A 22387-nucleotide genomic window follows, 5' to 3' on the forward strand; every position below is an offset into this window, starting at 1 on the left:
TGACATTCCTTATTCGACTACAGCACGGGACGGATAGCGGCCCGCACGTCGCTAAAACCAACGAAGCCTTCGGATATAACTTGAAAATGAATGGCATCGTACCGACGATCATGGGGAATGACATTATCTCCAACTCGGCTTGCAACGCCCACAGATATAAAGTAGTCACCACTTCCCAGAAGACACTGGAAATCAATATCGACCCTTACCGATGTACCGGCGTTTCCGATTCCCACCATATCCTTGACGGACTGCATTTCGGTATTTGTTGCGTAGACCGTTACACCTTCAGTGTTCTTCAGCGTCATGCCAATGATCGGGCGTTGTATGTCCTGCACGAAGCGGAGAGCTAGGCTCAAGCGCGCTGACTCTCCACTAGATACCACCTGTGGAAAGCTGGCCCCGCCAATCTGAAGATGAAAGTCCTGCAACACTGCGCCGCCATCACCCCAGCGATATTCGTGGGGGTTATAATTGGCGTGGTGCGAAAATGGGTCGGCACCCTCGGCTGGTGGTTCTAAAAATGGATTATCTCCATCGCGCTGGTCTAGAAGCGCATCATCACGCGATGCAGATCCCTGTGACGGTCGACTTGTGCCGAAAAGAAGATCCAGATACTGGTGGACAACTGCCTTGGGCGCTCCATCCATCAAGAGATGTCCGCCATCAAGTAGGATGGCACGGTCGCAATGGGTAACGATTTGCTCGGTGGAGTGCGATACGAAGAGGATTGATGTTCCTTGTTCGCGTAGCTCGCGCAAGCGGGCGAAACATTTTGACTGGAACTTAGCATCGCCTACAGCTAGCGCTTCGTCCACAACTAACACGTCCGGTGTCACGTTGATCGCGACCGCGAAGGCAAGACGGACAAACATACCGCTGGAATAGGTCTTCACGGGCTGATCAATAAATTGACCTATGTCGGCGAATTCCTCAATCTTGCTGAAGCGATCTTCGACTTCACGCCTAGACAATCCGAGCACAGATCCATAAACGAAGACGTTTTCGCGACCAGTGAATTCCGGATTGAATCCAGCACCTAACTCCAAGAGCGCAGCAACCCGCCCATTGACTTTGGCAGAGCCAGTACTGGGCGACAAGGTTCCACAAATTATTTGAAGAAGCGTGGACTTTCCGGAGCCGTTTCGGCCAACGATACCGACACTTTCCCCTTTACCTACTTCGAATGCGACTCCATGCAACGCATGGAACTCGCGGAACCATTTTCCCTTGCGCGACTGCGGACTCAGCATCTGCATGAGACGGTGATGGGCTTTCTGATAGATTGGAAAGACCTTACCGACATTTCTGACTTCAATCACCGGCTCAGATGACATCGGCAAACCCCTTCCGCGTCGCCTTGAACCAAACAAACCCGCTGTAGAAAACCATCATCGCTAGCAATAGATATAGAGCAAGCCCAGACCAATCCGGCAGATTACCCCAGAGGGCCACTTCCCGCGCTTGGTCAATGATGAAGGTCAACGGATTCAGCAGGAACACTAGCTTCATATTCTCCGGAATCGCTTGGGGTGGAATCATTGCCGAAGAGAGGAACAACAGGGCAGTTGACAGAACCCCCGTCACCTGCGTGACATCTCGAAAATACACACCGAAAGAAGCTAGGAACCAAGAGACGCCGAGCCCCAGGACGACCAGAGGGAGCATCACAATAGGAAGAAGCACGATGGTCCACACCATTTGTCCGTCCAGCACCAAACGGAGCACTGCGAAGACCAAGGTATTCATCAATACGTGAAATAAAGCAGAAGCCACCATTGGCCAAGGCAATATGTCCAGCGGGAAGATCACGCGTTTGACGAAATTGGGGTTACCCATGATTAGGTGGGGGGAACGCATCAGGCATTCTGCGAAGAAGCCGTGCACGATCAGGCCAACAAAAAGCACTAGGGAAAAATGCGATTGCCCTGCAGCCACTTCAGGCCATCGGCTCTTCATAATTGAACCGAATGCAATCGTGTACACGATCAGCAGCAAAAATGGGCTAATCAACGACCATAACAACCCGAAACTAGCCCCGCGATAGCGCCCTAGAACTTCACGCTTGGCAAGTTCTTTGGTCAAATCCCTACGCCCGATTAGGGCATCAAATGGCCCCAATGCAATAGCGCGGGCACGTGACAGGGTAGATGGTGCAGTTACGGTCATTAGAAAGCTTCAGGCTGTAACGCCCGCTCCAAATCCCCACGCAAATCCCCAAAATCCTCTACCCCCACACTCAACCGCACCAGCGCATCGCTGATACCGAGCTGGTCGCGGCGAGCCACGGGAATCGAGGCGTGGGTCATGACGGCGGGATGGTTCACCAGGCTTTCCACGCCGCCGAGCGATTCGGCCAGGGTGAACAGCTCGGTCTTTTCGCAGAAACGCTTGGCTGCCTCAAACCCGCCCTTGAGCACGATCGAGACGATGCCGCCGAAGCCGGACATCTGGCTTTTCGCAAGCGCATGCTGCGGGTGCGAGGCAAGGCCCGGGTAAATGACCTTTTCAATCGCAGGGTGGGTTTCCAGCCACTGCGCCAGCGCCAGGGCGTTCTCGCAGTGCGCGCGCATGCGCAGCGGCAAGGTCTTCAATCCGCGTAGCGCGAGGAAGCTGTCGAACGGGCCTTGTACGCCGCCGATGGAGTTCTGCAGGAACGCCATTTGTTCGGCAAGCTCGGCGTTGTCGCCAACCACTGCGATGCCGCCGACCATGTCCGAGTGGCCGTTGAGGTACTTGGTGGCCGAATGCACGACGATGTCCGCACCAAGGCCGAGCGGGCGCTGCAGCATCGGCGAGGCGAAGGTGTTGTCGACCACGATCAGCAGGCCGTGCTTGCGGGCGATGGCGGCAATTGCCGCGATGTTGACCAGCTTGAGCATCGGGTTGGTCGGGGTTTCGATCCAGACCATCTTGGTGTCAGGACGAATTGCGGCTTCGAAGGCAGCCGGGTCGGTCAGGTCGACGAAGCTGAAATCCAGACCGGCGGTGCGACGGCGCACACGCTCGAACAGGCGGAAGGTGCCGCCGTACAAGTCGTCCATCGCCACCACGTGGCTGCCGGCATCCAGTAACTCCATCACCGTGGAGGTGGCGGCCATGCCCGAGGCGAACGCGAATGCGCGCGTGCCGCCTTCCAGCGCGGCAACGCACCGCTCGTAGGCGAAGCGCGTGGGGTTGTGGGTGCGCGAATATTCGAAGCCCTGGTGCTCGCCGGGGCTGGACTGCGCGTAGGTGGACGTGGCGTAGATCGGCGGCATCACCGCGCCGGTGCTCGGATCTGGCGACTGCCCTCCATGGATCGCCAGCGTTGCGAGCGACAGCGCGCGCTCGCCGTCATGGCTATGAGTGGTGCGATTGGACATGGAGGTTCCCGAAAAAGTGGGCGATTGTAACAAGCAGGTCTGAACGGCCCGTGCCGCGCGTCTCATCCGAGCGCGCGGCGGCGCGGGGTCACTGCACGCGGCGACGCAGGTAGTTGAGCAGGTCGATGCGGGTGATCAGGCCGAGGAATTGATTGCCATCCATGACGATGGCGACCTGGCCGCGGTCGAACACCGGCAACAGCGCTTCGATCGGCGATGCGACGTCCAGACGATCCAGCTTGCTCACCATGGCAGTGGAAATCGGGTCGCGGAAGCGCGCCTCGTCGCCATACACATGCAGCAGTACGTCGCTCTCGTCGACGATGCCGACTAGCTCGCCATCGTCGATCACCGGCAGCTGCGACACGTCGTACAGCTTCATGCGCTGGTAGGCGGTGGTCAGCAGATCTTTCGGACCCACCACCACGGTATCGCGCTTGTTGTACGGACGTAGGATCAGGTCGCGCAGGTCGCCATGTTGCGGGCGCTCCAGGAAGCCGTTATCGAGCATCCAGTAGTCGTTGTACATCTTCGACAGATACTTGTTGCCGGTATCGCAGACGAACACCAACACGCGCTTGGGCGTGGTCTGTTCGCGGCAATACTTCAGCGCCGCGGCCAACAGGGTGCCGGTAGACGAGCCGCCGAGGACGCCCTCCTTGGCCAGCAATTCGCGCGCGGTGTGAAAGCTCTCCGCATCGCTGATGGAATAGGCCTTCTTGACGCGCGAGAAGTCGGAGATGTCCGGCAAAAAGTCTTCGCCGATGCCTTCGACCAGCCAGCTGCCGGACTTTTCGCTGACCGTCCCCTCTTCGATGTACTGGGTCAGGATCGAGCCGACCGGGTCGGCCAGCACCAGCTCCGTATGCGGCGAGGCACTGGCGAAGGCGCGCGACAGGCCGGTCATGGTGCCGGAGCTGCCGCAACCGAACACGATGGCATCCAGTTGGCCGTCCATCTGCGCCAGGATCTCCGGACCGGTGCCGAATTCGTGCGCAGCCGGGTTGTCCGGGTTGCCGAACTGATTGATGAAGTAGGCTCCCGGCGTCTCGGCAGCGATCTTGGCGGCCAGGTCCTGGTAGTACTCCGGGTGGCCCTTGGCCACGTCCGAGCGGGTCAACACCACGTTGGCACCCATGGCCTTGAGATTGAAGATCTTCTCGCGGCTCATCTTGTCCGGCACCACCAGGATCAATTGGTAGCCCTTCTGCTGCGCAACCAGGGCCAGGCCCAGGCCGGTGTTGCCGGCAGTCCCCTCCACCAGGGTGGCGCCGGGCTTGAGATCGCCGCGCTGTTCGGCCGCTTCGATCATCGACAGACCGATGCGGTCCTTGATCGATCCGCCAGGATTATTCGCCTCCAGCTTGAGGAACAGCTCGCAGACGCCGGTGTCCAGGCGCTGGGCCTTGACGATCGGCGTGTTGCCAATCAGTTCGAGTACGGAGGAATGAATCGCCATCGGGATATCGTCGCTGCGCCACGCGGGCTAGACCGGTCATTATCCGACGAACGGCCGGGGAATGCTCATTCAGCCTTGAAACGAGTGCGCCAGCCGATGAACGAACAGGCTCAACCGCGACGCAAACCCGCCCTTGGCCAGGAACGCAGCGCTGCAAACAAAGACGCGGACGGTGGCAAGCCGACGAGGAGGCCGCCACCGCCCGCGACGGTGAACTTGTTCTAACGGTGGGGAAGGAATCAGTGCGTGAGCTGGTCGTACATGCGGGTGAGCTTTTCTTTGGCCTGCAACTTCTCTCGCTTCATCTGGCCCAAGGTCACGTCGTCGATCGGGAGCACCCCGAGTTCGGCATCCATGCATTTCTTGTTCAATAGCTTGTGGCGTTGGTAGAGCTGCTTGAACTGGGGATCGGACTTCATCAATGCGTCGATTTCGGTCTGCGGTTGCCCTTCGAACATGGCGTTACCTCCTTCACTGAAACAAGAACGCCCCGGCCAGCGAAGGCACGGGGCGGAGCTTGGGAATGGAAGACCAACGCGTTGCACAGGCCGACACACGGGCGGAACCACCAACAACCACTCCACCCTCTTGCATCGTTGCGTGCCTCTGCATCACTGGCCCGGCCCTCCGTACTTCCCGGGCGGCGAAGTTGCTGCCCGGAGGTACGACCCTACGCCGGTCGCGGAGGGGGTTCAAGACCGAAACGGCTGCATCCGCCGTTCCCTGCCCCAATCAGTGACCGCGGTTCAACCAGGCGTCATACCCGGGTTAAAAGGCCTTAACTTCCAATCACTTGCAACGAATGCCGTCAGGGCGCGACAACGACCTCGGCCGCGCGTGTCTTGCTGGCCGCGCCTTTGGTGCCGGTGACCTGCAGCCGCGAAGCCGCCACGCCGCCTGCCACCAAGGCGTCGCGCAGCGCTTCGGCACGCTTCTTGGCGATGGCTGCGTCGGTGTCAAACCCGACGATGCTGACCCGGCCCTTCTTGCCGATGTTCAGATATTCGGCCAACGCCTTGGCCTGCCCTGCGGCATCGCCGGACAACGCCGCCTTGCCACCGAAGGCGCCACTGCCCAGGGAGAACACTTCACCCCGGTTATCCACCTTGGACGCCGGCAGCTTGGCGCCAGCCACTAGCTCGGCTTCTTCATGAGCGAGTTGAAGGGCTTTTTGCTGGGCGGCATTGAGCTTGGCAGTCTGCTTGCCGGCCACGCTGGTCAACGCCAACTCGGCATCCTGGCGGGCGAGCGCTTCCTGTTCGGCGGACTGACGTGCCTGCTCGGCCGCCTCGGCCTGGATCTGCGCCTGCACGCGCAAGCGTTCGGCCTCCTGGCGCGCCCGTGCGGCATCGCGGCGGCTGGCCTCGATCAGCAGATCGTTGCGCGTGCCGTCCAGGCGGTCCAGCTCGCGCCGCGCCAGCGCAGTGCGGGCGGTGAGCTCGGCGATCTCGACCCGGCGGTCGGCCAGAAACACCAGTTCGTCGCGGTCGCGCCGCTTGGCTTCGGCCAGCGCGGCCACGGTCTGCTGGGCCTGCAAGCGCTCGTAGCGGGCCAGGTCGCTGGTCTGTGGGTCGTTCTGCAGCACCGCCAGGCGCCGATTGAGCGCGTCGGCCTGCGGGTCGTCCTTGGCCGCCATCGCCAGCGATGGCAGCGTGGCCATGCTCAGCACACCGATATACAGGAAGGGGCGCAGTTTCATCGGCCGCTCTCCCCGGTGTTGAGGGTGTTCTGCAACTGCGCCACTTCCTTTTTGCGCTGTTCCAGTTGGGCGGTGACCACCGCCTCTTCGCTGCGTGCCTTGGCCAGGTCGGCATCGGCGGCGGCGCGCAGGGCGATCTGTGGCACCTGCTTGCGCTGGCGCTTGTCCAGTTGCGCTTGCTGGGCCTGCATCAGCTCCTGACGTGCCAGGTTGACCAGATCAGGAGCGTATTGGTCGGCATCGGCCTGGGTGGCGCGTTGCACAGCCTGTTCGGCGGCGGTGAGCTCCGGTGCCACCTGGGCGGCGGCCGGAGAGGAAAGAACCATGAAACAGGCGATGCCATACAGGGATCGCCGCAAGTATGCGAAGCTAGCCGTCATTAGGGGAGCCGTAGCGAGGAAGTCTCGAGCACGGCCATTGTCGGAAGCCTGCGGCGGACTTGCAACGAGACGCTGCTGTTTGTTGGGGAACCATTGCGCATGGATATCGGCTACTTCCTGAAGCTGATGACCGAAAAGAATGCCTCGGACATGTTCTTGACCACCGGCGCGCCGGTGTACATCAAGATCGAAGGCAAGCTCTACCCGCTCGGCAATACGGGGTTGCCGCCGGGGATGGTCAAGAAAATCGCTTACTCATTGATGGACGAAGGCCAGGTGCCGCAGTTCGAGCGCGAGCTCGAGCTCAACATGGCCATCGCCCTGCCCGACGCCGGCCGCTTCCGCGTGAACGTGTTCAAGCAGCGCGGCGAGGTGGGCATGGTGATCCGCGCCATCCGCAGCCGGATCCCGAGCATCGAAGAGCTCAACCTGCCGCAGGTGCTCAAGGACGTCATCATGACCCCGCGCGGGCTGGTGCTGGTGGTCGGTTCGACCGGCTCGGGCAAGTCGACCTCGCTGGCCTCGATGATCGACCACCGCAACAGCACCACCACCGGGCACATCCTCACCATCGAGGACCCGATCGAATATCTGCACAAGCACAAGATGTCGATCGTGAACCAGCGCGAGGTGGGTCTGGACACCCACGCCTTCCAGAGCGCGCTGAAGAACGCGATGCGCGAAGCGCCGGACGTGATCCTGATCGGCGAAATCCTGGATGCCGAGACCATGGAGGCGGCGATCGCCTTCGCCGAGACCGGTCACCTGTGCCTGGCCACGTTGCACTCCAACAACGCCGACCAGACCATCGAACGCATCCTCAATTTCTTCCCGGAAAGCGCGCACAAGAACGTGCTGATGAACCTGGCGCTGAATCTGCGCGCCGTGGTCTCGCAGCGCCTGGTCAAGGGTGTGGATGGGCGCCGCCGCCCCGCTACCGAGGTGTTGCTCAATACACCGATGATCCGCGACCTGCTGCGGCGCGGCCAGGTGCACGAGGTCAAGGCGGCGATGGAAGAGTCGCTGGAAGAAGGCATGCAGACCTTCGACCAATGTCTGTTCCGCATGGTCAAATCCGGCGAGATCGAGCAGGAGGAAGCGCTGCGTGCCGCCGACTCGCGCGACGGCCTGGCGCTGAAGTTCCGCCTCTCCGAAGGCGGCTCCGGCGAGCACGACCCGTATGCGGATTACGAAGTGGCCCCGGCGCCGAAGATCAGTCACGGGTTCATTTGATCGGTCGGGTCGCCAGAAACGATAGGCGGCCGCACGGATCAGCCCTGGCTGTCGGCGCTGCGTGTTCCCAGCGTGTTGCCGCTTGCACAAGCTCCCTCATCCGGCGCTGCGCGCCACCTTCTCCCGCGTGCGGGAGAAGGATGATTGATGGCCTCCCGCTTGCGGGAGAAGGCAGATCGGCGGCCGTGCAATGCTTCTGGAACGCCGGCTACGAGCCCTTCAAACTTGCATTGCGACGTCGGCCAGGCATCGCGACATCCGCCCGATCGGATGAGTGGTTGATTGCCCTTCTCCCGCACCATGGGAGAAGGTGCCCGAAGGGCGGATGGGTGGCTGCCCTTCTCCCGTACCACGGGAGAAGGTGCCCGAAGGGCGGATGAGGGCTGCAGCGTGTTTACCCTCACGCCACCGCATCGACCTGCATCTCGGGCCGTGCCGCATCGAAGGCCGGTAACGCCAGGCAGGCCTGCTCGATGCGTCGCAGGGTGGGATACAGCGTCAGATCCACCCCGAACCGATGCGCGTTATAGAGCTGCGGGATCAGCACGCAATCGGCCAAGCCCGGCATGTCGCCATGACAGAACGTGCCGGTGTGCGGATCGCTGGCCAATCGGGATTCCAGCGCCGCAAAGCCCTGCCGCATCCAATGCTGCGTCCAGTCCTGGCGTTGCGCGGCATCCACCTGCCAGGTGCGTTCAAGGAACTGGGTGACGCGCAGATTGTTGAGCGGATGCACATCGCAGGCGATGACCTGGGCCAGTGCGCGCACGCGGGCGCGGTCGGCCGGAGCTGCCGGCAATAGCCGCGCGCTGTCTGCAAACGCCTCTTCCAGATACTCCAGAATCGCCAGCGACTGCGGAATCACCACCGCACCGTGGCGCAGCGTCGGCACCAGCTGCTGCGGATTGAGCTGCGCATAGCTCGCAGCATGCTGCTCCCCGCCGTCGCGCACCAGATGCACCGGATGGGTGACATAGGCCAGCGACTTCAGCTGAAGCCCGATGCGCACGCGATACGCTGCGCTCGAACGCCAGTACGAAAACAGCTCCAGCGCCGCGCTCATGCGCGCCCGCCGGTGACCGCGCCCGCCGGCAGGACGCTACGCGTCATGGCAAGGGCTGCCGTTCGACGCGCTGTTCGATCGCGCCGAAGACGCTGGCGCCGCCGGCATCGAACATCTCGATCCGCACCACATCGCCGAACGCCATGAACGGCGTGCTCGGCTTGCCATCGCGCAAGGTCTCGACCACGCGCTGTTCGGCGAAGCACGACGCGCCCAGCGTGGTGTCTTCGTTGGCGATGGTGCCGGACCCGACGATCGTGCCGGCCGACAACGGGCGGGTCTTGGCGGCATGGGAGATCAGCTGGGCGAAATCGAACTGCATGTCGTTGCCCGCTTCCGGCGCACCGAACCAGGCACCGTTGACATGGGTCACCAGCGGCAGATGGACCTTGCTGTCGCGCCAGGCATCGCCCAGCTCGTCGGGGGTGACGAACACCGGCGACAGCGCCGAGCGCGGCTTGGACTGCACAAAACCAAACCCCTTGGCCAGCTCGGCCGGAATCAGGTTGCGCAGCGAGATATCGTTGACCAGGCCGATCAGCTGGATATGCGTGGCCGCCTGTTCGGGCGATGCACCCATCGGCACGTCGTCGGTGATCACCACGATCTCCGCTTCCAGATCGATGCCGTGGTCCTCGCTGATCACCTTGATGGCATCGCGCGGACCGTAGAAGCCGGCGCTGGTGGCCTGGTACATCAGCGGGTCGGTGTAAAAGCTCTCCGGCACCTCGGCATTGCGCGCGCGCCGCACGCGCTCGACATGCGGCAGGTAGGCGCTGCCATCAACGAATTCGTATGCGCGCGGCAGCGGGGCGGCCAAGGCCTGCATATCCAGGTCGAAGACCCCGTCGGCACTGCCGTCGTTGAGCGAGGCCGACAAGGCGTTCAAGCGCGGCGCCACATTGCTCCAGTCTTCCAGCGCGCGCTGCAGTGTCGGCGCGATGCCAGTGGCGCGCACGGCGGTGCGCAGGTCGCGCGCGACCACGATCAGGCTGCCGTCGCGGCCGCCTTCCTTCAGGGAACCTAGCTTCATGACCATCCTGTGCTGTGGCTGATCGGTCGATTGTACGGCCTGCCGCAACAGTAGTTGCACCTGAAACAACTGACCGTGACCACAACCGCAGGGACGGGATTTTGTGCAGCGCGCCAAACGCGAGTACACTTGCCGGGTCTGCATGCGGCCGTCCGTTTCCCTTAGGGACAGCCGGCGAGGCCAGGATCGATCGATCCGCTCGCCCGCCCCACCCGACGCCTTTCGTGGTGCCGACAAACCCATCGCTCTTTGATCGGGTTGATCCACCATCTCGCAGCGCGGTTCACGGGAACGCTCCGAGCCTCACTTTTGCATCTGCAATGCGTTTGCGCTCCGGGCTTGGCTTGGTGGCGACGCTTTACTTGGAGCTTCCTGATGTCTTTTGAATCCCTGGGCCTGGCGCCCTTCCTGCTGCGCGCGTTGGCCGAGCAGGGCTATGAAACCCCCACTGCGATCCAGCAGCAGGCGATCCCGCTGGTGCTGGCCGGTCATGACCTGCTGGCCGGCGCGCAGACCGGTACCGGCAAGACCGCCGCGTTCGGCCTGCCGCTGCTGCAGCACCTGGGCACCAGCCCGCAGCCGGTCAACGGCCCGCGCAAGCCGCGCGCGCTGATCCTGACTCCGACCCGCGAGCTCGCCACCCAGGTGCACGACAGCCTGCGCGGCTACAGCAAGTACCTGCGCATTCCCAGTGCCGTGATCTACGGCGGCGTCGGCATGGGCAACCAGCTCGATGCGCTGCGTCGTGGCGTGGACCTGCTGATCGCCTGCCCGGGCCGGCTGATCGACCATATCGAGCGTCGCAGCGTGGACCTGTCCGGCATCGAAGTGCTGATCCTGGACGAAGCCGACCGCATGCTCGACATGGGCTTCCTGCCGTCGATCAAGCGCATCCTGACCAAGCTGCCGCGCCAGGACCGTCAGACCCTGCTGTTCTCGGCCACCTTCGAAGAGAACATCAAGCAGCTGGCGCTGGAATTCATGCGCAACCCGATGCAGATCCAGGTCACCCCGAGCAACACCGTGGCCGAGAGCATCACCCACCGCGTGCACCCGGTCGATGGCGCGCGCAAGCGCGATCTGCTGCTGCACCTGCTGGCGCAGGACAGCCGCGAGCAGACCCTGGTGTTCGCCCGCACCAAGCACGGCAGCGACAAGCTGGCGCTGTTCCTGGAGAAGTCCGGCATCAAGACCGCGGCGATCCACGGCAACAAGAGCCAGGGCCAGCGCATGCGCGCGCTGAGCGACTTCAAGGCCGGCCGAGTGACCGTGCTGGTGGCCACCGATATCGCCGCGCGCGGCATCGACATCGACCAGTTGCCCAAGGTCATCAACTACGACCTGCCGATGGTGGCCGAGGATTACGTGCACCGCATCGGCCGCACCGGCCGTAACGGTTCCACCGGCGAGGCGATCTCGCTGGTGGCGCAGGACGAAGCCAAGCTGCTGCGCCAGATCGTGCGCATGCTGGGCCGCGACGTGGAAATCCGCGACGTGCCGGGCTACGAGCCGCAGACCCCGATCCGTTGGGGCAATAGCGCGCCGGGCCGTGCCGAGCAGCCGGGTGGCGATCGCGCCCCGCGCAAGAGCCACGCCCGTCGTCCGCATGGCGATGCACCGCGTCAGGCGCACGCCCATGCCGGCCCGAAGAAGCCAGGTGGCCAGCGCAGCAGCGGGCCGCGTCAGGCCAATGCGGGCGCGGGTGCAGGCCGGCGCGACGGCCGTGGCGGCGCAGGCCGTCCGGCCAACCGCGGCGCCTGATAGGCACCGTCTGCTGAGCACAAGGGCCGCCATGCGGCCCTTGTTGCATCGGGCACGCCCGGTCCGGACCGGCCGGCGCCTGCCCTTCCCTCTCGTTACCGCTTGCCGATCACCGTCATGGATATTTTCAAAGTCTTTACGCTCGAAGCCGCGCATCGGCTTCCCAATGTGCCGCCCGGCCACAAGTGCGCCCGGCTGCATGGGCATTCGTTCCGGGTCGAGCTGCATGTCAGCGGCGAACCGGATGCCGACACCGGCTGGATCATGGATTTCGGCGACATCAAGGCCGCCTTTCAGCCGATCTACGACCGCCTGGACCACCACTACCTCAATGACATCGAGGGGCTGGAAAACCCGACCAGCGAGCGGCTGGCGATCTGGATCTGGCAGCAGCTCAAGCCGGCGCTGCCGCAGTTGAGCGAAATCGTGGTGCATGAAACCTGCACCTCCGGGTGTCGCTATCGCGGTTGATCGGTAGCGCAATCCTGTGACCTGAAGCCGCCAACCAGGCGGCTTTTGTCATTTGAGGAGCCGGCTAACCTGTTGATGGAAAAGCACTTCTGCAGCCGTTTGGAAAATCTTCAGAAAACGCGTTGCATCGCAGCAAGAACGGCGTATGCTGCGACGCAACAAACGGTCACGGCTTCCCCCAAGGGGTTTGCAATGTCGGCGCAGTTCGAAAACGGCTTTACCCGTCAGTTCGCCTCTGCCGCAGCACGTGCCAATCAGCTGGCATTGGACACGCTGGAGCAGAACGTCAACGCAACCACCACGTTCTTCGGTGAGTTTGCGCAGGCACGCGACCTGGGTGCCTACCAGACGCTCTGGCCGAAAGGCCTGCAACTGGCCCGCGACAACCTGGAACGGCTGGCGTCGGCCAATCAGGAAGTGGTCGGGCTGGGGTTGAAGATGTCCAACGCGCTTGGGCAATTCACCAAGCAGCAGTTCGAAAACGGCAGCGATCAGGCCGGCGCAGCAAGCAAGACCCGGCGCAAGTAACCGCCAATAAAATTCAGCGTCTTTGCATGGGTCCCTCCCCCCATGCAATCCGGCCCGACAGATCCCTCCCTCTGTCGGGCTTTTTTATTGCCTGCGCGCTGCGCGCAGTGACAGCTAGCGCGGCAGCTGCAGCCCCTGTGCCAGGGCAGCTGCGTCGGCGCCCGGTCGCCACGGGATCCGTCCCCAGCACGGCATTGCCAGCCGCTGGCGCAGCATGGAGATGTTCTCTTCGACACGCTCCATCTGCGGATCAACTTCATTGGCGATCCAGCCGATGCATTGCAGTCCATCGGCAGCAATGGCAGCAGCGGTGAGGCGCGCATGGTTGATGCAACCCAGCCGCACGCCGACCACCAGCACCACCGGCAACTGCAATGCACGCACCAGATCGGCTTGATCCAATGTCGCGCTCAGCGGCGCGGCCCAACCACCGACACCTTCCACCACGACCACCTCGGCCTGCGCGCGCAATTGCGCGAAGGCCTGCGCGATCGGCTCCAGCGACAGCGTCACGCCGACGTCAGCTGCGGCCAGTTCCGGTGCCAGCGGCGCGGGCAAGGCGTAGGGATTGAGCGTGGCGTACGCTGGCTGCGGATTGCTGGCCGCCTGCAGCGCTAGCGCGTCCTCGTTGCGCCAGCCCTGCGGCGTGTGCTCGCAGCCGCTGGCCACCGGCTTCATGCCCACCGCGGTACGCCCATGTGCGCGCAACGCGTGCAGCAGCGCGGTACTGCCCATGGTCTTGCCGATGCCGGTATCGGTGCCGGTGACATAAAAAGCCGGGTGCTGCATACGCCTGGTCCTGCGGCCGCGCCGCCATTGCCGTGGGGCGCGCAGCATAACGCGCGCATCGGACATGCGGTTGAGGTCGGTTATTCCTCACTTGTCTGCGGGATGTGCTGCCTATCAGCAGGCTTGCTGGGTGAGGACGCGTCGACACCCGCCGTCATGTCCAGGGATATCCAGGCGCTACAGCGGAGGTGCCGTGCTGCGCCTGACGAGGTCTGCGCGTCGTGTTGCCGGCAGGCCGACGCGGTCCGCGGATGACAGGGCGTTGCGCGTGCGCCGCACCGTCGCAACCACGCTGCAAACAGCCGCTGCTAAACTTCGCCGATGTTCGCAACCTCTTCGCTGACCGGCAGCAAGCCGGAACAATACGCCCAGCTCACCGCCCAGGCCCAGGCACTGGTGCACGGCGAGCCGGACCGGATCGCCAATGCCGCCAATCTGGCCGCACTGATCTTCAATTCGCTGCCGTCGCTCAACTGGGCCGGCTTCTATTTCTACGATGGCCGCGAGCTAGTGGTGGGGCCTTTCCAGGGTCTACCGGCGTGCGTGCGCATTCCACTGGACAAGGGTGTGTGCGGCGCGGCTGCCAGCACCCGGCAAAGCCAGCGTATTGCCGACGTGGACGCGTTTCCCGGGCATATCGCCTGCGATTCGGCATCGCGCTCGGAACTGGTGATTCCGCTGGTCAAGGGCGATGCGTTGATCGGCGTGCTGGATCTGGACAGTCCGGAGCTGAATCGCTTCGACGCGGACGATCAGCGCGGCCTGGAAGCGCTTGCGCAAGTCTTCGTCGGCGCGTTGGCGTGACCACCGAGCGGATGCGCAACATCGGCCCGAAGAGCGCGGCGTGGCTGCGCCAGGTCGGACTGCGCACGCAACAGGACCTGCAAGCGGTGGGTGCGGTGGGCGCGTTCGTCAAGGTGCGGCGCGCGGGCTTCAAGCCCAGCCTCAATCTGCTGTATTCGCTGGAAGGCGCGTTGTCCGATTGTCATTGGCAGGATGTGCCGGAAGCACGACGTCATGCATTGCTGGCCGAATACGAAGCCGCTAGCGCACTGCTGCCTGTGCGAGGCCGCGCCGTCGGCGGACCGGTGGAAACCGTGCACTACGCGCGCGCCGACAACGACGATACGCACGGCGATGCAGACGCCGCGTCTGACGCCGATGACGCTGCGGATGCGGACCAAGCACGGGACGATTAATGTAGCTGTCGCCGCTCAGTGATCGGTTGATCGATGCAGTCCGATTTTGTCCGGCTGCATGCACGCGCTAATGCATGCAGCATTGCTTCGCAATCGCGTAGCCGGTCTAGAGTCTGAAGCCCGATCGTGCCTGCTGATCACATCAACATGTTGGCTGTGCGTGGGCTTATCGCGGTGAAGTCTGCGAGCCGCTGCGTGGAGCAGGCGCGTATTGAATCGTTATCCGACTCAGTGCCAACGCCTGCGCTTGCGCCTGATGCGGTGACGTATGCAGACGTCACATCGATCATACGCATGGCGTGATCATCGATTACTGCAACGCAAGCAGCTCACGCATGTCGTCGACGATGGCCACCGCACCGGAGCTTTGCACATCGAAACCGCGCAAATAGCCGTAGCGCACCATCGCAAGCGGCATGTTCGCGGCGTTTGCGGCGGCGGCATCGGTGGCCGAATCGCCGACCATCAGGCATTGCTGCGGGCTGCGCTGGAAGTGTTTGGCAAGCTGCAGCAGCGGCGCCGGGTCGGGCTTGCGCTGCGGCAAGGAATCACCGCCAAGCACACTGCTGAAGTGTGCGGCGATGCCCAGATGTTCCAGCAGCGGCGCGATAAAACGCGCGGGTTTGTTGGTGCATAACGCCAGCGTGGCGCCGGCGTCGCGCAAGCCCGTCAGCGCTTCGGCAACGCCGGGATATAACTGCGGATTGTGCAGCAGGCTCGCCTCGTAATGGCGCATCATCACCGGCATTGCCGCATCGGCGTCGCGCGTACTGCCGGCTTCGCGCAATGCGGTGGCCAGCAACACATGCACGCCTTCGCCGATCCAGCGACGGATCGTGGCTTCGCCGAACTGCTGCAGCCCCAGCTCCTGCAAGGTGCCGTTGAGCGCCTCGGCGATATTGGGCGCGCTGTCCACGAGCGTGCCGTCCAGATCGAAGATCACCAGCGAATACGGAAACATTCGGACGGCCTCGTGTGTGGGGGAGTGGCAGTGTACGCAGCGCAGGATTCAGCGCGTGTCACCGCGAGCGCTGTGGATTGCTCGCTGAATAAGTTGATGCGGTCAGCGACACATGCTGCCCGCAATGCACGGTGGATCGCAGTCACTGCGCCTGTGGCATGTCGCCGAACAACTGCCCCTGCACCGCGCCTTCTTCGACATCGCTGAAACCACTCAGGCCTACACCGACCAGGCGGTAGCGCGTCTGCGCAGGCAACTCCACGCGGCGGGTCAGTGACAGCGCGATCTGTGCCAGCGCCTCCTGCGAGGCAGGCGGCTGCTCAGGCGTGTAGGAGCGCGTCAGGATACGGAAGTTGGAGGTCTTCAATTTCAGCACCACGGTGCGCCCGATGCGCTCAGTGCGGCGCGTGGCGAGCCAGGTTTTTTCCGCCAGCCGCAGGATGTGCGGATCCAGTGCATCAAGCGCGATATCTTCGCTGAAGGTGTCTTCCGAGGAGACCGATTGCACTTCCTGGTCCGGCTCGACCGGACGCTCGTCGATGCCACGCGCGCGGCGATACAGGCTCTGCCCGAAACTGCCGAAATGCGCCTGCAGTTCTTCCAGTGGGCGCTGACGCAGATCGGCCACGGTGACGATGCCCAGTGCTGCCAGCTTGCCCTCCATCACCTTGCCCACGCCGGGGATGCGATTGACCTTGAGCGGAAGCAAAAATGCATCGATGCGACTGGGTGCGATCACGAACTGGCCATCGGGCTTGCGCCAATCGGACGCGATTTTGGCCAGGAACTTATTCGGCGCAATGCCGGCCGATGCGGTGAGCTGGGTTTCTTCGCGGATCTGCGTGCGGATCAACTGCGCGATCTCGGTGGCCAGCTGCATGCCGGTTTTGGCTTGCGTGACATCCAGATAGGCCTCGTCCAGCGACAGCGGCTCCACCAGATCCGTATGTCGGTGGAAGATCTCGCGCACTTGCCGCGACACCGCCTTGTAGCGCGCAAAGTCCGGCGGCACGAAGATCGCATCCGGGCACAGACGCTCGGCGCGCACGGCTGGCATCGCCGAGCGAATGCCGAACGTGCGCGCTTCGTAGGAGGCAGCGCACACCACCGAGCGCGCACCGCGCCAGGCCACCACCACCGGCTTGCCGCGCAGGCTGGGGTCGTCACGTTGCTCCACGGACGCGTAAAACGCATCCATGTCCACGTGCACGATCTTGCGCATCAAGCTGGTTTCTCTTCCGCAGGCCTGTACCCATGATAAGCCAGCGCTGTCTCACACCTTGAGCCGAGATGGACCACGACACGGTCGAAAAACGAGCGCGACCGCGCATCGAATGCCAACGAGTACGCATCGATTCCACCAACGGCACAGCCGGCCACGCACGCCCACCGCCAACCCGTCTCCGCTGGCCCGAGCGCTGCGGTTTCGCCTACAGCACGACGCACCGCACTGCGCAATGGGCTGAAAACAGCACGCATGCGTACGGATAAAACGTTTGATTGAACCGCGCGATCTCATGCACCCTTCCCGGCCTCGCCTTTCGCTCCTTGCAGGAAACGTTCGTCATGACTCGTCAAAGCACGTACTCGCGCGACCAATTGCTGGCCAGCGCGCGTGGGGAACTGTTTGCACCCGACAGCGGCCGCTTGCCCAACGATCCGATGCTGATGTTCGACCGCATCACCGAGATCAGCGACACCGGCGGCGCACATGGCAAGGGCGTGATTCGTGCAGAACTGGATATTCGCCCAGACTTGTGGTTCTTCGGCTGCCACTTCATCGGCGACCCGGTGATGCCAGGCTGCCTGGGCCTGGATGCAATGTGGCAGCTCACCGGCTTTTTCCTCACCTGGATCGGCGCGCCGGGCCGTGGTCGCGCGCTGGGCTGCGGCGAGGTCAAGTTCACTGGCCAGGTGCTGCCCAGCGCCAAGCTGGTGAGCTACGAGATCGATGTCAGCCGCGTGATCAACCGCAAGCTGGTGATGGCGCAGACCGATGCACGCATGCTGGTGGATGGGCGCGAGATCTACGTCGCCAAGGATCTGCGTGTGGGCATGTTTACCTCAACGGAGAACTTCTGATGCGTCGCGTCGTCATCACCGGAATGGGCATCAACTCGTGCCTGGGCAACGATCTGGATACCGTCTCCAGCGCACTGCGCGAGAGCCGCTCCGGCATCACCGCGCTCCCCGATCACGCCGAGGCAGGGCTGCGTAGCCAAGTGGGCGGTGCGGTGGCGCTGGATCTGGACAGCCTGATCGACCGTAAGCTCAAGCGCTTCATGGGCGACGCCTCGGCTTACGCCTATTTGGCCATGCGCGATGCGATCGCCGATGCCGGACTGGATGCCGAGCACGTCAGCGGCCTGCGCACCGGTGTGATTGCCGGCTCCGGCGGCGGTTCCAGCCAGTGGCAGGTAGAAACTGCTGATCTGCTGCGCAACCGGGGCGTGCGCAAGGTGGGCCCGTACATGGTGCCGCGCACGATGTGTTCGGCGGTGTCCGCATCGCTGGCCACTGCGTTCAAGATCCGCGGCCTGAGTTACTCGCTATCGGCTGCGTGCGCGACCTCGGCGCATTGCATCGGCGCGGCGGCGGATCTGATCCGGCATGGCGCACAGGATGTGATGTTCGCCGGCGGCGGTGAAGAATTGCACTGGACGATGAGCGTGATGTTCGATGCGATGGGTGCGCTGTCCACCGGCTTCAACGATCGCCCCGCCGTGGCCTCGCGCCCGTACGACGCGCAGCGCGATGGCTTCGTCATCGGCAGCGGCGGCGGCATGCTGGTGCTGGAAGACTACGACCACGCCATCGCACGCGGCGCACGCATCCATGCCGAACTGCTCGGCTATGGCGTGACGTCCGATGGTGCCGACATGGTGGCGCCCAGCGGCGAAGGTGCCGTGCGCTGCATGCACATGGCCATGCAGGGGCTGGATCGCCCGATCGATTACCTCAACACGCATGGCACCTCCACACCATTGGGCGATGTCACCGAACTGGGCGCGGTGCGCGAAGTGTTCGGCGACAACGTACCGCCGCTATCGTCGACCAAGGGGCTGTCCGGGCATTCGCTGGGCGCCGCCAGCGTGCACGAGGCGATCTATAGCCTGCTGATGTTGCGCGATGGATTCATGGCCGGATCGGCGCATATCGAAGAACTCGATCCACGCGCCGAAGGCTTCCCGATCCTGCGGCAAACCCAGGAAGCGACCTTGAACACGGTGATGTCCAACAGCTTCGGCTTTGGTGGCACCAACGGCACGCTGGTGTTCGGGCGGGTGTAATGGCTGGCGCCACCGCCGCGATCACGCTGCGGTGGCGCCGGTTGCGGCGGTGATAGAAACGCGCCGATAACGCAGTGACGGACATGGTCTTGCACGCAATCGGGCGAGACTGTGGGCCAGGCGCGGCAGACTGAGGTTTGCGCAGTGCGTACCGCCACCAGGCTCCCGCCACACGGATCTGCCAAGTGCACGCCAGACCTCGTTCGACGCACAGCCGGCTAGCGATCTTGCTGGTCGCGACTTTTTCGTTCCCGAACCGATTGCTCGTAGTCGATGCGTTCCTGGTCGATACAACTCTGTAAGCCACTGTTCTGGCTTGGTGAGCTTTCACACCGTTGCCGGACCGATTGATCGTAGTCGCTGCGTGCCTGGGAGATACAACTCTGCACGGCACTGTCCTGGCTTCCTGAGCGTTCGCACCTATTTATTTTTTCGTCCCGCCTATCGGCGTCTAACCGATTCAGCGCAGCCCGATCGATCACGGCGCGCTCGCGTTGGGTGCGCTCGGTCTCTGCCCGTGTTTCGGCCTTGGCGCGTCTTGCCATGGACTGCACTCCGTCCGCCGGCACGCCCTCGCCAGGTGCCAGGAGCTCCAGTGGCAGCGCGTCCCCAGGCGTGTGATCACGCCAGAACGCACGCTCGCTCTCGACCGTCCACTCGCGGCCGCGATAGTGTGTGTCCCAGTAGGCGTCCAACGAGAACGTCACTTTCGGCACCACGCGCGTCAGGGCACCGTGATTGAGCACGATTGACGTCGCAGGAACCCAACCGCGTGCCTCCGGTGAACGCACGTCGCACCAGGTGCCGCTGTCGAGACAACCATAGACCTGAAGCGCAGTGCCGGGCTGAACTTCGCCCACGCGCCGATATTCTGCAGCAGGCCCGGCACGCAGGCCGACCAGAGCATTGGCGTGGCCGGCGTGTTGCGCCCAAACCGGCATGGCCACAGCCATCAGCCATAGCACGCCCCATGACAAACGTCGCTGCATTGCGCTCTCCTTGTGCCCTACTCCACTGCACGCTGCGCCTCACGGAGAGGCCTCACCTCGCGTTTATAAGACAGCTCACCTCAATGCAATGCGAACACCTTAGCGGCCGGTAGCAGGTGACGACTGCGCAGTGGGCGCCATCAGCCCGCCATGCCGTTGTGCCGCAGCAATGCGTCGATGCTCGGCGCGCGCCCACGGAAAGCACGGAAGTTGTCAGCCGCACTGCGGCTGCCACCGCGCGACAACACTTCATGGCGAAAACGTGCGCCAGTCTCAGCGACCTGTTCGGGCGCCTCTTCGAATGCTGCATAGGCATCGGCACTGAGCACTTCGGCCCATTTGTAGCTGTAATAGCCGGCTGCGTAGCCGCCCGCGAAGATGTGGCTGAACTGGTGAGTGAAGCGATTCCACGCCGGGGGCCGATTGACCGCGACTTCATCGCGCACACGTTCGATGAGTTGCAGCACGCTGTCTTGCGTTGGATCAAAGCTGCTGTGCAGCTGCATGTCGAACAAGGCGAATTCCAGCTGGCGCACGGTGAACATGCCGCTCTGGAAATTGCGTGCCGCTAGCAAACGATCGAACAGGTTGCGCGGCAGCGGTTCGCCGGTCTGCACGTGCGCGGTCATCGCCTGCACGCGCTCCCATTCCCAACAGAAGTTCTCCATGAACTGGCTGGGCAGCTCCACCGCGTCCCATTCCACGCCATTGATGCCGGCCACACCCAGCTCGCCGATGCGGGTGAGCAACTGATGCAGGCCATGGCCCATTTCATGGAACAGCGTGGTGACCTCGCCATGCCGGAAGGTGGCTGGTGTATCGCCACTGCCGCGGCCGAAGTTGCACACCAGATACACCAGCGGCGTCTGCGTACCATTGGCGGTCTCGCGGCGGTTGCGGCAATCGTCCATCCACGCGCCACCGCGCTTGCCTTCGCGCGCGTACAGATCCAGGTAGAACTGGCCAACCAGCGCACCCTGGGCATCTTCCAGCCGGAAAAAACGCACGTCCGTATGCCACACCGGCGCGCTGTCCGGCTTGACGCGCAGCCCGTACAGGCTGTGGATGACATCGAACAGGCCAGCCAGCACCTTGTGCTCGGTGAAATACTGCTTCACCTCCTGCTCGGAAAAGCTGTAGCGCGCCTGCTTGAGCTTTTCGCTGACGTAGGCCAGGTCCCAGGCCTGTAGTTCGTCCAGGCCAAGTTCGTCGCGTGCGAAGGCTTCGAGTTCGGCACGGTCGCGTTGCGCGTACGGCTTGGCACGCACGGCCAGATCGCGCAGGAACCCCATCACCTCATCGGGGCTCTGCGCCATCTTGGTGGCGACCGAATAGTCGGCGTAACTTGCAAATCCAAGCAACTGCGCCAGCTCCGCGCGCAGGGCGAGAATGCGATCGATATTGGCGCTGTTGTCCAGCGCGGCAGCGCCGAATTCGGACGCGCGCTCGGCGTTGGCGCGATACAGCAGCGCGCGCAGTTCGCGGCTGTCGGCATCGCTTTGCACCGGCAGATAACACGGCATCTGCAAGGTGAACTTCCAGCCTGGTACGCCATCCTTTTCAGCGGCAGCGCGTGCAGCGGCGATCACCTCGGCCGGCAGGCCGGACAACTGCGCCTGGTCTTCGGTCACGTAAGACCATGCATCGGTGGCGTCGAGCACGTTCTGCGAAAACTTGGCCGCCAATGCGGACAGTTCTTCCTGGATTTGCGCAAACCGCGCCTTGGCGTCGTCATCGAGCTCGGCACCGCCCAGGCGGAAATCGCGCAGCGCGTTTTCCAGCACCTTGCGACGCGCTTCATCGACGTGTGCGGCTTCCGGCGATTGCGCCAGCGCCTTGTATTGCGCATACAGCGCCAGATTCTGGCCCAGCGCGCTGCCGAAGCGGCTCACCTTGGGCAGATTGCTGTTGTAGGCCTCGCGCAGTTCGGGCGTGTTCATCACCGCCTGCAGATGGCCGACCTGGCCCCATGCGCGCCACAAGCGCTCGGTGGCATCGTCCAGTGGCACCACGAAACTGTCCCAGCGCACGGGGCTGACCTGTTCGGCCGCCTTCACCGCCGCCTCGGCCTCGGCGAGTAATTGGTCGATCGCCGGGCCCACGTGTTCGGGGCGGATCGCATCGAAGGACGGCAGTCCGGACAGATCGAGCAGCGGGTTGGTCATGG

At 63.3% G+C, this 22387-nt stretch carries 22 protein-coding genes; 8 read left to right on the forward strand and 14 right to left on the reverse strand.

Going from position 1 to position 22387, the window contains the following annotated elements; translation table 11 throughout:
* Positions 1–17: 17 nt before the first annotated feature.
* The 7 genes from XpruCFBP8353_RS04855 to XpruCFBP8353_RS04885 all read right to left on the reverse strand — a co-directional run bounded on the left by XpruCFBP8353_RS04855 (position 18) and on the right by XpruCFBP8353_RS04885 (position 6903).
* Positions 18–1337, reverse strand: a complete 1320-nt coding sequence (locus XpruCFBP8353_RS04855) for an ABC transporter ATP-binding protein (RefSeq protein WP_165786137.1) — start codon at positions 1335–1337, stop codon at positions 18–20.
* The gene (locus tag XpruCFBP8353_RS04860; RefSeq protein WP_101362145.1) at positions 1327–2169 is read right to left on the reverse strand and encodes an ABC transporter permease; all 843 of its coding nucleotides are present in this window, start codon (positions 2167–2169) and stop codon (positions 1327–1329) included. The genes XpruCFBP8353_RS04855 and XpruCFBP8353_RS04860 overlap by 11 nt, the downstream gene beginning before the upstream one ends.
* On the reverse strand, positions 2169–3365 hold the full coding sequence (locus XpruCFBP8353_RS04865) for a cystathionine gamma-synthase (RefSeq protein WP_101362146.1): 1197 nt from the start codon (positions 3363–3365) through the stop codon (positions 2169–2171). Before XpruCFBP8353_RS04865 ends, XpruCFBP8353_RS04860 begins: the two co-directional genes overlap by 1 nt.
* A gap of 88 nt (positions 3366–3453) precedes the next feature.
* A complete protein-coding gene (locus tag XpruCFBP8353_RS04870) occupies positions 3454–4824 on the reverse strand; it encodes a pyridoxal-phosphate dependent enzyme (RefSeq protein ID WP_101362147.1) in 1371 nt (456 codons plus the stop codon).
* Between the two features lie 239 nt (positions 4825–5063).
* Positions 5064–5282 (reverse strand): YdcH family protein, encoded by a 219-nt coding sequence (locus XpruCFBP8353_RS04875; protein ID WP_003484103.1) that lies wholly within the window; start codon positions 5280–5282, stop codon positions 5064–5066.
* 350 nt (positions 5283–5632) lie between these two features.
* The gene (locus XpruCFBP8353_RS04880) at positions 5633–6523 is read right to left on the reverse strand and encodes a coiled-coil domain-containing protein (protein WP_101362148.1); all 891 of its coding nucleotides are present in this window, start codon (positions 6521–6523) and stop codon (positions 5633–5635) included.
* Positions 6520–6903, reverse strand: a complete 384-nt coding sequence (locus XpruCFBP8353_RS04885; protein ID WP_010371890.1) for a DUF4398 domain-containing protein — start codon at positions 6901–6903, stop codon at positions 6520–6522. The genes XpruCFBP8353_RS04880 and XpruCFBP8353_RS04885 overlap by 4 nt, the downstream gene beginning before the upstream one ends.
* A gap of 99 nt (positions 6904–7002) precedes the next feature.
* Here XpruCFBP8353_RS04885 and XpruCFBP8353_RS04890 point away from each other — a divergent pair, with 99 nt between their 5' ends.
* On the forward strand, positions 7003–8136 hold the full coding sequence (locus XpruCFBP8353_RS04890) for a PilT/PilU family type 4a pilus ATPase (protein WP_101362149.1): 1134 nt from the start codon (positions 7003–7005) through the stop codon (positions 8134–8136).
* A gap of 400 nt (positions 8137–8536) precedes the next feature.
* On the opposite strand, the gene maiA is transcribed toward XpruCFBP8353_RS04890, so the two are convergent.
* Together maiA and XpruCFBP8353_RS04900 are read right to left on the reverse strand one after the other, a co-directional pair.
* Entirely contained in the window at positions 8537–9199 is a 663-nt protein-coding gene (gene maiA, locus XpruCFBP8353_RS04895) for a maleylacetoacetate isomerase (RefSeq protein WP_101362150.1), read from the reverse strand.
* A 43-nt stretch (positions 9200–9242) separates the two neighbouring features.
* Positions 9243–10301 carry a fumarylacetoacetate hydrolase family protein gene (locus XpruCFBP8353_RS04900; protein ID WP_207759596.1) on the reverse strand — a complete coding sequence of 353 codons (1059 nt, stop codon included), beginning with the start codon at positions 10299–10301 and terminating at the stop codon, positions 9243–9245.
* A 306-nt stretch (positions 10302–10607) separates the two neighbouring features.
* Here XpruCFBP8353_RS04900 and XpruCFBP8353_RS04910 point away from each other — a divergent pair, with 306 nt between their 5' ends.
* The 3 genes from XpruCFBP8353_RS04910 (at position 10608) to XpruCFBP8353_RS04920 (ending at position 12992) form a co-directional block, all read left to right on the forward strand.
* Positions 10608–11993, forward strand: a complete 1386-nt coding sequence (locus XpruCFBP8353_RS04910) for a DEAD/DEAH box helicase (protein WP_101362151.1) — start codon at positions 10608–10610, stop codon at positions 11991–11993.
* A 117-nt stretch (positions 11994–12110) separates the two neighbouring features.
* Positions 12111–12464, forward strand: coding sequence for a 6-carboxytetrahydropterin synthase QueD (gene queD, locus XpruCFBP8353_RS04915; protein ID WP_101362487.1), 354 nt, complete (start codon positions 12111–12113; stop codon positions 12462–12464).
* A gap of 192 nt (positions 12465–12656) precedes the next feature.
* On the forward strand, positions 12657–12992 hold the full coding sequence (locus XpruCFBP8353_RS04920; RefSeq protein ID WP_101362152.1) for a phasin family protein: 336 nt from the start codon (positions 12657–12659) through the stop codon (positions 12990–12992).
* Between the two features lie 114 nt (positions 12993–13106).
* Here XpruCFBP8353_RS04920 and bioD read toward each other — a convergent pair whose 3' ends face one another.
* Positions 13107–13781 (reverse strand): dethiobiotin synthase, encoded by a 675-nt coding sequence (bioD, locus tag XpruCFBP8353_RS04925; RefSeq protein WP_101362153.1) that lies wholly within the window; start codon positions 13779–13781, stop codon positions 13107–13109.
* Between the two features lie 321 nt (positions 13782–14102).
* On the opposite strand from bioD, the gene XpruCFBP8353_RS04930 reads away from it, so the two are divergent.
* Both XpruCFBP8353_RS04930 and XpruCFBP8353_RS04935 read left to right on the forward strand, forming a co-directional pair.
* Entirely contained in the window at positions 14103–14585 is a 483-nt protein-coding gene (locus XpruCFBP8353_RS04930; protein WP_101362154.1) for a GAF domain-containing protein, read from the forward strand.
* Positions 14582–14980 (forward strand): TfoX/Sxy family protein, encoded by a 399-nt coding sequence (locus tag XpruCFBP8353_RS04935; protein WP_101362155.1) that lies wholly within the window; start codon positions 14582–14584, stop codon positions 14978–14980. Before XpruCFBP8353_RS04930 ends, XpruCFBP8353_RS04935 begins: the two co-directional genes overlap by 4 nt.
* Positions 14981–15290: 310 nt before the next feature.
* On the opposite strand, the gene XpruCFBP8353_RS04940 is transcribed toward XpruCFBP8353_RS04935, so the two are convergent.
* Both XpruCFBP8353_RS04940 and dinB read right to left on the reverse strand, forming a co-directional pair.
* On the reverse strand, positions 15291–15941 hold the full coding sequence (locus XpruCFBP8353_RS04940) for a phosphoglycolate phosphatase (protein ID WP_101362156.1): 651 nt from the start codon (positions 15939–15941) through the stop codon (positions 15291–15293).
* A 142-nt stretch (positions 15942–16083) separates the two neighbouring features.
* The gene (gene dinB, locus XpruCFBP8353_RS04945) at positions 16084–17163 is read right to left on the reverse strand and encodes a DNA polymerase IV (RefSeq protein ID WP_101362157.1); all 1080 of its coding nucleotides are present in this window, start codon (positions 17161–17163) and stop codon (positions 16084–16086) included.
* 344 nt (positions 17164–17507) lie between these two features.
* On the opposite strand from dinB, the gene fabA reads away from it, so the two are divergent.
* Together fabA and fabB are read left to right on the forward strand one after the other, a co-directional pair.
* Complete coding sequence (gene fabA, locus XpruCFBP8353_RS04950; protein ID WP_101362488.1) at positions 17508–18023, forward strand: 3-hydroxyacyl-[acyl-carrier-protein] dehydratase FabA; 516 nt, start codon at positions 17508–17510, stop codon at positions 18021–18023.
* Positions 18023–19231, forward strand: coding sequence for a beta-ketoacyl-ACP synthase I (gene fabB / locus XpruCFBP8353_RS04955; RefSeq protein WP_101362158.1), 1209 nt, complete (start codon positions 18023–18025; stop codon positions 19229–19231). The genes fabA and fabB overlap by 1 nt, the downstream gene beginning before the upstream one ends.
* 218 nt (positions 19232–19449) lie before the next feature.
* Here fabB and XpruCFBP8353_RS04960 read toward each other — a convergent pair whose 3' ends face one another.
* Positions 19450–20220: an SH3 domain-containing protein gene (locus XpruCFBP8353_RS04960; RefSeq protein ID WP_101362159.1), complete on the reverse strand. Its 771-nt coding sequence runs from the start codon at positions 20218–20220 to the stop codon at positions 19450–19452.
* Positions 20221–20360: 140 nt separating this feature from the next.
* On the reverse strand, positions 20361–22385 hold the full coding sequence (locus tag XpruCFBP8353_RS04965; RefSeq protein ID WP_101362160.1) for a M3 family metallopeptidase: 2025 nt from the start codon (positions 22383–22385) through the stop codon (positions 20361–20363).
* Positions 22386–22387: the final 2 nt, after the last annotated feature.

This window comes from Xanthomonas prunicola, from assembly GCF_002846205.1.
In the GTDB taxonomy this organism is placed as follows: Bacteria; Pseudomonadota; Gammaproteobacteria; order Xanthomonadales; family Xanthomonadaceae; genus Xanthomonas; species Xanthomonas prunicola.